Annotated in this window: 9 protein-coding genes; 6 read left to right on the forward strand and 3 right to left on the reverse strand. The window is 70.0% G+C overall.

Features of this window, described 5'->3' with window-relative positions; translation table 11 throughout:
- Window positions 1-11 precede the first annotated feature (11 nt).
- Window positions 12-797 (reverse strand): hypothetical protein, encoded by a 786-nt coding sequence (locus tag ACAM26_RS06735; protein ID WP_132230309.1) that lies wholly within the window; start codon window positions 795-797, stop codon window positions 12-14.
- Window positions 798-1,101: 304 nt separating this feature from the next.
- On the opposite strand from ACAM26_RS06735, the gene ACAM26_RS06740 reads away from it, so the two are divergent.
- Window positions 1,102-1,665: a hypothetical protein gene (locus ACAM26_RS06740; RefSeq protein ID WP_369613333.1), complete on the forward strand. Its 564-nt coding sequence runs from the start codon at window positions 1,102-1,104 to the stop codon at window positions 1,663-1,665.
- A gap of 21 nt (window positions 1,666-1,686) precedes the next feature.
- Here the strand turns inward: ACAM26_RS06740 and ACAM26_RS06745 are convergent, their stop codons facing one another.
- Window positions 1,687-3,222: an MFS transporter gene (locus tag ACAM26_RS06745; protein ID WP_369613334.1), complete on the reverse strand. Its 1,536-nt coding sequence runs from the start codon at window positions 3,220-3,222 to the stop codon at window positions 1,687-1,689.
- Window positions 3,223-3,394: 172 nt separating this feature from the next.
- Here ACAM26_RS06745 and ACAM26_RS06750 point away from each other — a divergent pair, with 172 nt between their 5' ends.
- Complete coding sequence (locus ACAM26_RS06750; protein ID WP_123140148.1) at window positions 3,395-3,943, forward strand: hypothetical protein; 549 nt, start codon at window positions 3,395-3,397, stop codon at window positions 3,941-3,943.
- A gap of 493 nt (window positions 3,944-4,436) precedes the next feature.
- Here ACAM26_RS06750 and ACAM26_RS06755 read toward each other — a convergent pair whose 3' ends face one another.
- Window positions 4,437-6,698 (reverse strand): NADP-dependent malic enzyme, encoded by a 2,262-nt coding sequence (locus ACAM26_RS06755; RefSeq protein ID WP_123140149.1) that lies wholly within the window; start codon window positions 6,696-6,698, stop codon window positions 4,437-4,439.
- 425 nt (window positions 6,699-7,123) lie between these two features.
- On the opposite strand from ACAM26_RS06755, the gene rlmH reads away from it, so the two are divergent.
- The 4 genes from rlmH (at window position 7,124) to ACAM26_RS06775 (ending at window position 13,743) form a co-directional block, all read left to right on the forward strand.
- Window positions 7,124-7,597 carry a 23S rRNA (pseudouridine(1915)-N(3))-methyltransferase RlmH gene (rlmH, locus tag ACAM26_RS06760; RefSeq protein ID WP_369613335.1) on the forward strand — a complete coding sequence of 158 codons (474 nt, stop codon included), beginning with the start codon at window positions 7,124-7,126 and terminating at the stop codon, window positions 7,595-7,597.
- A 1-nt stretch (window position 7,598) separates the two neighbouring features.
- A complete protein-coding gene (locus ACAM26_RS06765) occupies window positions 7,599-8,213 on the forward strand; it encodes a nucleoside triphosphate pyrophosphatase (protein WP_123140151.1) in 615 nt (204 codons plus the stop codon).
- Window positions 8,214-8,349: 136 nt separating this feature from the next.
- Window positions 8,350-9,804, forward strand: a complete 1,455-nt coding sequence (gene rng / locus ACAM26_RS06770) for a ribonuclease G (protein WP_123140152.1) — start codon at window positions 8,350-8,352, stop codon at window positions 9,802-9,804.
- Window positions 9,805-9,897: 93 nt separating this feature from the next.
- A complete protein-coding gene (locus ACAM26_RS06775; protein ID WP_369613336.1) occupies window positions 9,898-13,743 on the forward strand; it encodes a YhdP family protein in 3,846 nt (1,281 codons plus the stop codon).
- The last annotated feature ends 38 nt before the right edge of the window (window positions 13,744-13,781 follow it).

Genomic DNA, 13,781 nt, shown 5'->3' on the forward strand with positions numbered 1-13,781 from the left:
GGGGTTTCGGGTCATGCGAGCGGACCGAGCTGGGCCGAGCGCCACCAGTCGCGGTACTGGTCCTCGAGCAGCCCGTGATCGGGGAAGGGGTAGTAGGCGAAGTCCTGCTGATCGCCGACATAGAAACCGTTGTGCACCATGCGATAGAGCACCCCGGCCTTGACCTGGCGCAGCACCAGCTTGCTCGACTTGGTGGTGGTGTCGCTGTTGAGTTCGACCAGCACGTCGCGCAGATGGGCGAGGTTGGGATAGGGCAGGTCGTCGGCCGCGCCGTGTTCGGGATCGGTGGCCAGCGCCCCGAGACGCAGCTCGGAGAACACCACTCGGGGGACGTGCACCGGGTTGTCCGGGTCGGTGATGAAGTCGCAGAAGTCGTGCGGTTCGAGCCGGCTGGCGACCAGCGGGGTGACCGGGCTGAACTCCTGGTAGAGGTGCGAGCGCGGCTCGGGGTGGGGCTGGTAGGGTGCGCGCTCCAGGGTCAGGGTCTTGCCGTCGTTGGTGACCAGATGGAGGTTGCCGAGGGCGGCGACCGGGATGCGCTCGAGCACCCGGTAGATGGCGAGATAGACCGAGCGCTTGAGCGCGCCCTCAGGGGTGCGCACGCAGCGCTTCTCGATCAGCTCGAAGGGCAGGTCGGCGTCGCGGAATCCGGGGTCGACCTCGAAGAAGATCGACTCGCCCTGGACGTGGACCTTGGCGCCGATCGAGTAATAGCTGCCGAACGCCTCGGGGGCGAGCATCGAGGCGATCAGTGCCTGCGGGATCAGGGACAGATAGAGGTGCTGCGGATCGGTCATGCGGGGCCTCGCCTTGGCGGTGGCGCCGACCGGTGATGCCGGCGCATCCCGATCACTATAGATCAGCGCGATGACGGTCTCGGTGGTCGAGAGTGGGCCTCGTTCTTGCTATCTCCCGACTGCGACCCCGTTGCGGAGTCGAACCCGTGTTCCGTCGGGTGGGTATTTCCTTGATTGGCAAGCGGTTGCGGCACCAGAACGCAGATTGGCTCAGAACCCCTTGGTGGCAAAACCGACATCACTGTGAGATTCCCACCCCGACGGACGCGCCCCGATTCCCCGTCCTTTGTGGAGATCCTGATCAATGCTGCTCGATACCTATCAACAACAGGAACGGTTCTGGCTCAAGACCCTGTTCGGTACGCCGAGTCGCGAGGGACTGCAGGTCTTTCGCGGCGAGTTCGTGGTGCTCGAGGGCGAGCTCAAGGCCTCGACCGGCAAACGTACCCCGTCCAAGGCGGTGCTCAAGCAGGCGGTGATGGTCGGCGACGAGACCCGGCTGCAGATGGTGGTGGGCAACTTCGCGAGCATCGACGAGTTGCCCGAGTTCGTCGCGCGCTTCCACGACGTACTCGCCCCGGAGTGTCGTCCGGTGCTCTTCATCGACAATGTCGCCGAGAGCGCCGAGGTCGAGATCCAGGGGCATCCCTATGTGCTGATCCAGCACAGCGACGGGGTGGTGTGGAACGCGCTCACCGAGTGCTGCTATCTCGACAAGCAGGACCTCAAGGGGCTCTCCGGCGAGGACAAGGTGATCCGGGTGTTCGAGGCCCTGGCCGACTACCGGCCGGGCCTGCCGAGTCGCGACCTGGAGACCATGCTCGCGACCAAGACCGAGGCCAAGCGCACCACCTGGGGCGCGGTCTGATCCCCGGGCGGGACGGGTGGCTCAGGGCGCGTCGCGCAACAGCCGTCCGGCCCGCCACACCAGCGCCACCACCGGGATACCGATGAGGGTGGTGAAGACGAAGAAGCCGGGATAACCGAGGCCGTCGACCAGCGAGCCGGAGTAGCCGCCGAGGACCTTGGGCAGCAAGGTCATCAAGGAGCTGAAGATGGCGTACTGCACCGCGGTGAAGGAGATGCTGGTGAGGCTCGAGAGGAAGGCGACGAAGGCCGCACTGGCCAGCCCGGCGGCGAGGTTGTCGGCGCTGACCGCGAGATAGAGCAGCAGCGGCTCGTTGCCGGCGTAGGCCAGCAGCACGAACACCAGATTGGTGAGGGCCGAGAGCAGGGCGCCGAGCAGCAGGATGCGCATCACCCCGAAACGGGTGGCGAGGACGCCGCCGAGCAGTCCGCCGAGGATGCTCACCAAGACCCCGAAGGTCTTGACCGCCGAGGCGATCTGCGGCTTGGTGAAGCCGATGTCCTGATAGAAAACGTTGGCGATCACCCCGAGGACGATGTCCGAGATCCGGTAGAGCCCGATCAGCGCGAGCAGCAGCAGCGCGGTGCGCAGCCCGTAGCGCGAGAAGAAGTCGGCCACCGGCTCGATCCAGGTCTCGTGCGCCAGCCGCCGCTCGAGCAGGCCGAGGCGCACCAGCCCCCAGCCGACCGTCGCCGCCACGGCGATGGCCGCGGCGAGATGGGCCACCTCCAGCACGAAGCGCAGCAGTGCGTCGCCGGCGGGCGCGGCGAACAGTGGCGCGCCGAGGAAGAAGGCGCTGACGAAGCTCGCCGCCACCAGTACGAACACCACCACCAGACGCAGATAGTCGCGCCCCGGATAAGGGTGTGCGAGCCGTTCTCTGGTCTCGGGCTCGCGCATCAGCAGGGTGGTGACGAGCCCGACGCCGAGGGTGGCGGCCATCACCAGATAGGTGTTGCGCCAGGCGCTATAGCTGTAGGTCTCAGCCGTCGAGCCGAACCAGGCGGCGAGATAGAGTGCGCCGGCCCCCGAGACCACCATGCCGATGCGGTAGCCGGCGATATAGGTCGAGGACATCAGCGCCTGCAGTCGGGGCGGGGCCGACTCGATGCGCAGGGCGTCGATGACGATGTCCTGGGTCGCGGCGGTCAACCCGAGCAGGGTGGCGGCCAGTGCCATGCGCGCGAGCGCCGACTCGCCGCCGGCGGGGTCGGTGAAGGCCATCAGCGCGATCGCCCCGGAGACCCCGAGCTGGGCGAGCAGCAGCCAGCCGCGGCGGCGACCGAGCACGCGGGTGAGCAGCGGCAACGGCAGTCGGTCGACCAGCGGCGCCCAGACGAACTTGAACGAATAGCCGAGCGCGGCCCAGCTGAAGAAGGTCACCGCGTTGCGCTCGATCCCGGCCTCGCGCAGCCACAGCGACAGCGAGGAGAAGATCAGCAGCAGCGGCAACCCGGCCGAGAAGCCGAGGAAGAGCATCGCGATCACGCGGCGCTCGAACAGGGCGAGCAGGGTCTGTCGCCAGTCGGTGGCGGTCTGGCCGTCGGCTTGGGGCATCCGGGATCCGGTCGGGTTGGGGCGGTGGCGTGCGGCTACGCTAGCGGTATCAAAGGGTCTGGCGCAAGCCCGCGCCGCCTCTGCAGGTCGTGCTCAGAGGTACTACCCTTGGGGCAGCAGTCGCGTCCGGCCCCGGGGCCGGACACCATTCATGCTGACAGGAGGTGGCATCGTGTCGAGTCCCGCTGCAGGCAGTCTGCGTCGTCTGTTACTGGCCGAGTGGCCCTATGTCGTGCTCTATGTCGCGGTCATCATCGGGGTTGGGCTGACCAATCTGGTCCCGGGGACCGCGCTGCTCTACTGGCAGGTGCTGATCCCGCTGTTCGGTGCGCTTGCGCTCTGGGTCGGCTGGGACGGTTTCGAGTCCGATTCGGGTGCGCGTACCGCCTTCGTGGTGCGTACCCTGGCGCACTGGGCGGCGCTGTTCGTACTGGTGCGACTGCTCTATCTGCCGCAGCTCCAGTCGGTGTTCGACAACGCGGTGATGGGGCTGATGATGGTGCTGTTGCTCGGCTTCTCGGCGCTGCTCGCCGGTATCTACGGGCATCTGCGCATGGCCGGGGTGGGGGTGGTGTTGATGTTGAGCGCGGTGGCGATCGCCTTCCTCGACGATGCCGCGGTGGCGGTCGCCGTGGTCGCCGTGGTGGTGGCCATCGTGCTGACCCTGCTCTGGCAGCGTCGTCAGCTCGAGGTCGGCATGGACGAGACGGAGAGGAAATAAAAGGGCCATCGGATCCGCCGCCACGGATCACGATGGCCAACCTTGGGGAGACGCGAGGAGGAGTGCCGCGTTCCCCGGGGATGCTCAGTTCCTTTCGCTGCACGGTCAGGGGCGTCGGGGCCCGGGGGGAGTGAGCGCGCCGACGTTTGATCCTGCCCGGCTGACCCTGTGGGCGCGACGCCGTGGACTGCCCGGCGCCGCGCCCCGTCCCGTGTCTGGTGGTCTGTGCGACCTCACGAGCCGATGGGGCCGGCTTCTCTTTGTTTCAGGCGTCTGGCGCCGATCTGTGCGTCCTTCGGGGCCTTGCCTGCGCTTAGTAAATGCATGAGGCATGCCACGCTTCTCGTAGACGCGTGATCTGTTTTTATCTATTTGTTTTGTTTTGATTTTTTGTTTCGCGGGGGCCGCGAGGAGATGCCGCGACGCTGTCGCGGCGAGCGGGCGGGACTGACAGAAGCTGTCAGCTGACAGCTTCTGTCGGCAGCGTGGCGGGTCAGCCGGCCTGCACGGCGGCCAGCGCGGTCATGTTGAGCAGCCCGCGCACCGTGGTGCTGGGGGTGGCGATGTGGGCGACGTGCGCCGAACCGAGCAGGATCGGACCGAGCGAGGCGCCCTCGTCACGCATCCGCAGCAGGTTGAAGGCGATGTTGGCGGCGTCCTGGTTGGGCATGATCAGCAGGTTGGCCGCACCGGTCAGACGCGAGTTGGGGAAGCGCGCCAGCCGGCCCTCGGGATCGAGGGCGAGGTTGGCGTGCATCTCGCCCTCGACCTCGAGTTCGGGGGCCTGCTCGCGCAGCAGCTGCAGCGCGTTGTGCATCTTCTGCGCCGAGGGCGAGTTGTGGCTGCCGAAGTTCGAGTGCGACAGCAGCGCGACCTTGGGGGTGAGGCCGAAGCGCTCGACCTCGGCCGCGCACAGCCGGGTGATCTCGGCGAGCTGCTCGGCGTCGGGGTCGGCCTGGACATAGGTGTCGGCGATGAACAGCGGCCCCTTCTCCAGCACCACGGCGTTCATCGCGGTGAGGTGGGTGACGCCCGCGGCGGTGCCGATGACCTCCTCGACATGACGCAGGTGACGGGCATAGCGCCCGACCACGCCGCAGATCATGGCGTCGGCGTCACCGCAGCGGACCATGGCCGCGGCCAGCACCGTGGGGTCGTTGCGGATGTACTCGCGGGTCTCGTCGGGGGCATAGCCGCGTCGCTGCACCCGCTCGTAGACCGCCTGCCAGTGGTTCTCGAAGTTCGGGTTCTCGCAGGGCACCACCACCTCGAAGTCCTGCTCGGGACGCATGCTCAGGCCGAGGGCCTCGATGCGCGCGCCGATCACCTCGGGGCGACCGATCAGCAGCGGTCGGGCGATGCCCTCGGCCACCGCCTGCTGCGCGGCCTGCAGCACCCGATCCTCCTCGCCCTCGGCGAAGACCACCCGCTTGGGGGCGATGCGCGCCTGGTCGAACACCGGCTTCATGGCGATGCCGGTGCGGTGCGAGCGCGCGTGCAGGTCGCGACGATAGGCCTCGAGATCGGCGATCGGCCGGGTGGCCACGCCGCTCTCCATCGCCGCGCGCGCCACCGCCGGTGCGAGGTGCTCCATCAGCCGCGGGTCGAACGGCTTGGGGATCAGGTACTCGGGGCCGAAGCTCAGCTGATGGCCGCCGTAGGCCGCGCGCACGATGTCGGAGGGTTCGGCCATGGCCAGGTCGGCGATGGCGCGCACGCAGGCGGCCTTCATCGCCTCGTTGATCTCGCTGGCGCCGCAGTCGAGTGCGCCGCGGAAGATGAAGGGGAAGCAGAGGACGTTGTTGACCTGGTTGGGGTAGTCCGAGCGACCGGTGGCGATGATCGCATCCGGACGCGCCTCGCGAGCCAGATCGGGCATGATCTCGGGGACCGGGTTGGCCAGCGCCATGATGATCGGCGACCCGGCCATCTTGCCCAGCCACTCGGGCTTGAGCACGCCGGCGGCCGAGAGCCCGAGGAAGATGTCGGCGCCCTCGATCGCCTCGGCCAGGGTACGCTGCTCGGTGGCCTGGGCGTAACGACCCTTGTAGGGGTCCATCTCCTCGGTGCGGCCCTCGTGGACCACCCCGGCGATGTCGGTGAGGGTGATGTTCTCCTTGGGCAGGCCGAGGGTCACCAGCAGGTCGACACAGGCCAGTGCCGCGGCGCCGGCGCCGGCGGTGACCAGACGCACCTTGCTGATGTCCTTGCCGACCACCCGCAGGCCGTTGAGGATGGCCGCGCAGACCACGATCGCGGTGCCGTGCTGATCGTCGTGGAAGACCGGGATGCCCATGCGCTCCTTGAGCGCCTTCTCGATGATGAAGCAGTCCGGGGCCTTGATGTCTTCGAGGTTGATGCCGCCGAAGGTCGGCTCGAGGCGGGCGACGGTCTCGATGAAGGCCTCGGGATCACGCTCGTCGACCTCGATGTCGAACACGTCGATGTCGGCGAACTGCTTGAACAGCACCGCCTTGCCTTCCATCACCGGCTTGGAGGCCAGACCGCCGATGGCACCGAGCCCGAGCACCGCGGTGCCGTTGCTGATCACCGCTACCAGGTTGCCGCGTGCGGTGACCTCGGAGGCGGCCAGCGCGTCCTTGGTGATCTCGCGACAGGCCGCGGCCACGCCGGGCGAGTAGGCCAGCGCCAGGTCACGCTGGTTGGCCAGCGGCTTGGTGGCCTTGATCTCCAGCTTGCCGGGCTTGGGGTAACGATGGTACTCGAGTGCGCTCTGGTCGAATTCTTCCGACATCGGGGTCTCCGAATGATGGTTTGCGGTCGCGCCGCAGTCTCTCTCGTGGCGGGGTCGATCCCCGCTGCTCATGGCGTGACACAGCGAATGCGCGCGCTCGGCGCGCCGCAGGCCGGTATCGTGGTGGGCTCGAGGGCGGGGGACGCGGCGCCGGACGCATGGATTGGGGTGGCGCGCATCGATCGCGGCGCAGCGGGCGTCTTGCCCGTGCGTACGCCCGATCACGCTTGCTGCGACACACCAGTATACCCGTTAGAGTGGGTGGGCAGCGAGTCGGCATCAGCGCGGTTGGCGGTCGGGGGTGGCTCACGGCTATCATCGTCGGTTGCGATGTGGGGCGCGGCCCCGGGGCGGGGCCGATGGCGACCCTGGCGAATGGACGGGATCCGAGGAGAGACGATGGGCGCGAGACGGGTAGGGAGCGGATGCGGATTCAGCTGATCAGCGTGGGACGTCGCATGCCCGGCTGGGTCGAGCAGGGCTATGCCGAGTACGCCAAGCGCCTGCCCCCGGAGTGTGCCCTGCAGCTCCAGGAGATCGAGCCGGCACGCCGGGTCAAGAACGGCAGCGTGGCGCGCTACAAGGCCGAGGAGGCCGAGCGTATCCTCAAGGCAGTGCCCAAGGGCGCGGCGGTGATCGCGCTCGACGGCGGTGGCCAGTCCTGGAGCACCGAGCGTCTCGCCCAGGCGCTCGAGGGTTGGCTCGCCGACGGTCGCGATCGCGCCCTGCTGGTCGGTGGTCCGGATGGGCTCGATCAGCGCTGTCTGGCCCGCGCCGAGCAGTCCTGGTCGCTCTCGCGCCTCACCTTTCCCCATCCACTGGTCCGGGTGATCCTGGCCGAGCAGCTCTATCGCGCCTGGTCGCTGACGCACGGCCACCCCTACCATCGTGGCGACTGAGATGGACGCCGCCGCGCCGCGCCTCCATCTCGCCTCGCGCTCGCCACGACGCGCCGAGCTGCTCGAGCAGATCGGCGTGCGTTTCACGCGCCTTGATGCCGAGGTCGACGAGACCGTCCGTCCCGGCGAGGCCCCCGGCGACTATGTGCGCCGGGTCACCGGCGACAAGGGTCGGGCCGGCTGGACGCAGGTCGCCGCGCGCGCCGATGCCCTGGTGCTCGCCGCCGACACCGCGGTGGTGGTCGACGCCTGCATCCTCGGCAAGCCGCGCGATCGCGCCGACGCGCTGGAGATGATGGAGCTGCTCTCCGGGCGCGAGCATCGGGTGCTCACCGCGGTGGCCCTGGTCGGCGCCGCCGGCGAGTCGCTGCGTCTCAGCGAGACCCGGGTCCGCTTCCGCCAGGTCGCGCCCGCAGAGGCCGCGCGCTACTGGGCGACCGGCGAGCCTCGCGACAAGGCCGGCGGCTATGCCATCCAGGGGCTCGGCGCGGTGTTCGTCGCCGCGATCGCGGGCAGTTACTCGGGGGTGATGGGGCTGCCGCTGTTCGAGACCGCGACGCTGCTGGCCGAGGCCGGGATCCCGGTGCTCGGCGCCTCGCCCCCCGGTCAGGACTGATTCGTCCACGGGTTCACGCAGTGAACCGATCGCGCCGCCGGTCGCGGCGCGACCGCCGGCTCATGGTTTTCGCGCGCGTGCCGCCAGGCGCGCGCGCCCCCATCTCCATATCCAAATCCATAAGTGAGAACCTCCCGTGAGCGAAGAGATCCTGATCAATGTCACGCCACCCGAGACTCGTGTCGCCGTGGTCGAGAACGGCGTGGTGCAGGAGATCATCATCGAACGCGCCGAACGTTGCGGTCTGGTGGGCAATGTCTACAAGGGCCGGGTCTGTCGGGTGCTGCCGGGGATGCAGGCGGCCTTCGTCGAGATCGGTCTGGAGCGCGCCGCCTTCCTGCACGCATCCGACATCATCGGTCCCCATGGTGAGCCGCTCAGCGAGCACATCCAGGACCTGGTGGTCGAGGGCGACCCGATCGTCGTCCAGGTGGTCAAGGACCCGCTCGGCACCAAGGGTGCGCGGCTGACCACCAACATCTCGGTCGCCTCGCGCTATCTGGTGTGCATGCCCGCCCTCGGCGGCATCGGCGTGTCGCAGAAGATCGACGACGAGGACGAGCGGCGGCGCCTGCGCGATATCCTCCAGGCCTTCGTCGACGATCACGACGGGCAGGGCGGGTTCATCGCCCGCACCGCCGCCGAAGGCGTCGACGAGCACCTGCTGGTGCGCGACATGGGCTTCCTCGATCGGCTCTGGCGCGGGGTCAAGGAGCGCTGCGCCAACGCCTCCGGCGACGGCCTGATCCACGAGGACCTGCCGTTGGCGCTGCGCGCGCTGCGCGATCTGGTCACCCCGGACGTCGAGCGCGTGCGTATCGATTCGCGCGCCATGGTCGACAAGGCGATCCCCTTCGCCGCCAAGTACATCCCCGAGATCAAGGATCGTATCGACCTCTACCAGGGCGAGCGTCCGCTGTTCGATCTCTACGGGGTCGAGGACGAGATCCGCAAGGCGCTGCATCGCAAGGTCAGCCTCAAGTCCGGCGGTCACCTGGTGATCGATCAGACCGAGGCGATGACCACCATCGACGTCAACACCGGCGCCTTCGTCGGTCATCGCAACCTCGAGGAGACCATCTTCAAGACCAATCTCGAGGCGGCGCAGGCGATCTGTCGGCAGTTGCGCCTGCGCAACCTCGGCGGCATCATCATCATCGACTTCATCGACATGACCGAGGATGAGCACAAGCGCCAAGTGCTGCGTGCCCTCGAGAAGTGTCTGGCACGCGATCACGCCAAGACCCATATCACCGAGGTCTCCTCGCTCGGTCTGGTGGAGATGACCCGCAAGCGTACCCGCGAGTCGCTCGAGCACGTGCTCTGCGAGCCCTGTCCCTGCTGTGGCGGTCGCGGCTCGATCAAGACCGCCGAGACCACCTGCTACGAGATCTTCCGCGAGATCATGCGCGAGTCGCGTCAGTTCGACGTCGAGAGCCTGCTGGTGCTCGCCTCCCAGGAGGTGGTCGACCGGCTGCTCGACGAGGAGTCGGCGCACCTGGCCGAACTCGAGGAGTTCATCGGTCGACCGATCCGGCTCCAGGCCGAGGCGCTCTATACTCAGGAACAATATGACGTGGTGCTGATCTGACCGAACGCCCCGGGGCGTTCGACCGGGTCTCGCGGACCGGTCCCCGGTCGCGGCGCTCCGCCACCCGTTCACGCCAGCCGCGAAGCACTGCCCATGTCCTCGATCCGTCGTCTCTACGCGCCCCTGTCCAGGTCCATGCTCGTCGTGCTGGTGGTGTGCGCACTCGCGCTCACCGGCGTTCGCGTCGGGCTCTCGCTGATCGATCACTATCGCCAGCCGTTGCTGCGCTCGGTCGCTGCCGCGCTCGGCGTCGAGCTGGAGGCCGAGCGGCTGCGTGCCGGGCTGGTCGGGCTGCGTCCCTATCTGGCGCTCGATGGCCTGATGCTGCGCGCCCCGGGTGCTGCGGCGCCGCTGCGACTCGAGACCCTGGCGATCGAGCTTGCGCCGCTCGATTCGCTGCGCGCCGGCGCCCCCCGGCTCGCCGGACTGGGGCTCGCCGGTGGCCAGTTGAGCTTGGTGCGCGATGGCGCCGGGCGGCTGTCCCTGCCCGCGCTCGCCGGACTCGGCGGCGGCGACCCCGAGGGGCTGGTGCGATTGCTCGAGCGAGGACGGGTGACGCTCACCGACATCGATCTCGACTATCACGATCCGCAGCTGTCCGCTCCGCTGCGTCTCGACGGGCTGACGCTGACCCTGGACAACGGCTGGCATGGTCGCCGGGTGGCGCTCGCCGCCGCCGTGCCGGCGCTCGCCGGGCGCATCGAGGCACGCGCCCGGTTGCACGGACCACTGCGCGAACCGGCGCGCTGGTGGGGGCACGTCGCGGCGCGGGTGGCGGCCTCGCGGCTGGAGGCGCTGCCGACGCAATGGGCGGGGCAGGCGCTGCCCCGGGTCGCCGGCGGCGAGGTCGAGCTGTGGGCCGAGCTGGTGCCCGGCCGGCTGGCCGGCGCCAGTCTGGCGCTGGCCCTCGACGGGCTGGCCAGCGCCGCGGGCGAGCCGGTGTTGCGTCGGGTGCGGACGCTGGCGCAGCTGCGTCCGGATCGCCACGGCTGGCGGCTACGGTTGGCCGACCTCGATCTTGTCGGGGCCGCGGGCGGCGCGGTGGCGATCGGCGACCTTGCGCTCGATCTCGACCCCAGAGGGCGCGCGCGCGCGCTCGTCGCCGAATCCCGTACCCTCGATCTCGCCGCGCTCGGCACCCTGCTGCGTGCCAGTCCGCGCCCCTTGCCGGACGCGCTCGCCGGGCTCCTGGCCAGCGCCCCGCGTGGCCGGCTCGATGCCTGCGCCCTGGAGGTGGCGCTGCCGGTCGATGCGCCGCCGCGCTGGCGTCTCGACGCCCGGCTCGTCGGGATCGGTCTCGATCGTCACGGACACTGGCCCGGTCTCAGCGGGCTCGACGGGACGCTCAGCGTCGACCAGGACGGCGGGCGGCTGGCGCTTGCGCCGCGTCGTTTCGCGCTCGATCTGGCGCCGCTGTTCGATCGGCCGCTGGCGTTCTCCCGACTCGACGGCACGCTGCGCTGGCGTCATGCCGATGACGGCTGGCACCTGGCGGCCGAGTCGCTCGAACTGGCCACCGCCGATCTCGCCGGTGACGCGCGCTTCAGCCTCCACCTGCCCGGCGACGGCGCCAGCCCGCTGCTCGATCTGCGCGCGCGTTTCCACGACGGCGACGCCGCCCAGACCCGCAGCTATCTCCCGGTCGGACAGATGCACCCGCGTCTGGTCGCCTGGTTGGAGCGCGCCATCGTCGCCGGTCGGGTGCCCGAGGCCGAGGTGCTGTTTCGCGGCCCGCTGGCCGCCTACCCCTTCCGTGCTCAGGAGGGGCGCTTCGAGTTGCGTCTCGACTATGCCGACACCCGGCTCGACTATCTCCCCGGCTATCCCCCGTTGGAGGGGGCCAGCGGCGAGCTGCGCTTTCTCAACCAGGGCATGAGCGTGCGTCTCGACCGGGCGCGCGTCCTCGACAGCGACGTCAGCGCCGGCTGGGCGCGGCTCCCCGATCTGCGCGACAGCCGGGTGCTGGAGATCCATGCCGAGGCCGATGGCCCCTTCGCCGACGGCGTGCGGGTGTTGCGCGAGAGCCCGTTGCGCACGCGCCTCGGCGCCCTGGCCGCGCGGCTCGAGGCGAGCGGTGACTCGCACCTGGCGCTCGATATCGGGTTGCCGCTCAAGCGCGAGCAGCCGCTGGCGCTCAGCGGGCGCCTGACCTGGCCCGAGGACGATGCCGCGCTGCGCCTGATCGAGACCCCGCTGCGACTGGCCGATCTCGATGGCGCACTCTCCTTCGACACCCAGGGGGTCGCGACCGAGTCGATGACCGCCCGACTCTGGGGGCGGCCGCTGCAACTGGCGCTGCGCACCGAGCCCGAGCGGGTGGTGCTCGAGGCCGCCTCGCGCACCCCGGTCGAGACCCTGGCCGCGCAGTTGCCCGCGCCGCTGTGGTCGAGCCTCGACGGCGAACTCGACTGGCGCCTGACGCTGGGGCTGGCCCACGCCGAGCTGGGCGCCTCCGCCCCCCGGCTCGACTGGCGGTTGGAGAGCGGCCTCGAGGGGCTGGCGCTGGCGCTGCCGGCGCCGCTCGGCAAGCGCGCCGAGGGTCGGCGGCGGCTCGACCTCGCCGGCACCCTGGTGCCCGACCAGCGCCTCGCCGTCGCCGGTCGGGTCGGCTCGCTCGGCGTCAATCTCGCCCTGGGGCTGGCGCCGGCGCGGCTCGAGCGCGCCCATCTGCGTCTCGACGGCGCCGCGCCCCGGCCGGGGCGCGACGGGCTGTTCATCGACGGTCGGGTGAAGCGGCTCGATCTCGATGCCTGGTCGACCTGGGCGCGTCGGCGCCCGGGTGGCGGCGCGGGTGCCACGCCGCTCGTCGGGGTCGAGGTCGCCGCCGAGGAGGCGCGTCTCGGCGCGTTGCGGCTGCATCGTGCCACGCTTGCGCTGGCGCCCGAGGCGCGCGGCTGGCGCCTGGGATTCGACAGCCGCGAGCTGGCCGGGCAGGTGGTGCTGCCCACTGCGCCGGGCGCGCCCGACGCGCCGCTGCGGCTCGATCTCGATCGGCTCGAACTCGACGCCCTGCTCGCCAGCGGTGGTGGCGCCGGGAGCGCGGCGCGCGCGCCGGGCGACTGGCCGGCGCTCGATCTCGCCGTCAGCGATCTGCGCTGGGGCGGTGAGGGGCTCGGTCGGCTGGCCCTGGAGCTGCGGCCGAGCGCCGCCGGCATCGGCATCCCCCGGCTGCGTCTGAGCGATGGCGAGCGGCTCGCGCTGAGCGGCTCGGCGAACTGGCGCGACGGCCCCGGCGGCGGTCACAGCCGGGTCACCCTGGCGCTGGAGTCGGGCGATCTCGGCGAGTTGTTGCGCCGGCTCGGCTATCGCAGCGTGCTCGAGGGCGCACCGGTCGACGCCCATGCCGAACTCGACTGGCCGGGCGCGCCCGGTGACTACGCGCTGGCGCGTACCCACGGCTGGATCGACGTCGACATCGGCGCCGGGCGCCTGCTCGAACTCGAGCCCGGGGTGGGACGCGTGCTCGGCTTCCTCAACCTGGGCGCGATCAGCCGCCGTCTGGCGCTCGACTTCAGCGATCTCTATGCCCAGGGCTTCGCCTTCGAGCGGATGCAGGGACGACTGCTGCTCGCCGATGGTCAGGCCGGCAGCGATCGCTTCGAGGTGGTCGGTCCCTCGAGCCGGCTGATCATCGGCGGGCTGACCGATCTGGTCGAGCGGCGCTTCGATCAGACCGTGGTGCTCGAGCCCAAGCTCGGCTCCAGCGTCGCCCTGGCCAGCGCCGTGGCCGGCGGTCCCGTGGTCGGCGCCGCGGTCTATCTGGTCGACCGGGTGGCGGGGAACGCCATCGACCGATTGGGGCGCTATCAGTACCGGGTCAGCGGTCCCTGGGGCGAGCCGCGGGTGACGCCGCTGGGCTGGGATCCGCAGCTGGTGCAGTCCGTCGCCGAGGACGAGACGCCGAGTCGCGACGAGCCGGTGAACCTGTTTCTCGAGTGAGCGCGCGGTCGGCGGTTTCGGCTCGACCGGGGGGATGG

The sequence above is a fragment of the Marichromatium sp. PS1 genome (assembly GCF_041155115.1).
GTDB lineage: Bacteria > Pseudomonadota > Gammaproteobacteria > Chromatiales > Chromatiaceae > Marichromatium > Marichromatium gracile.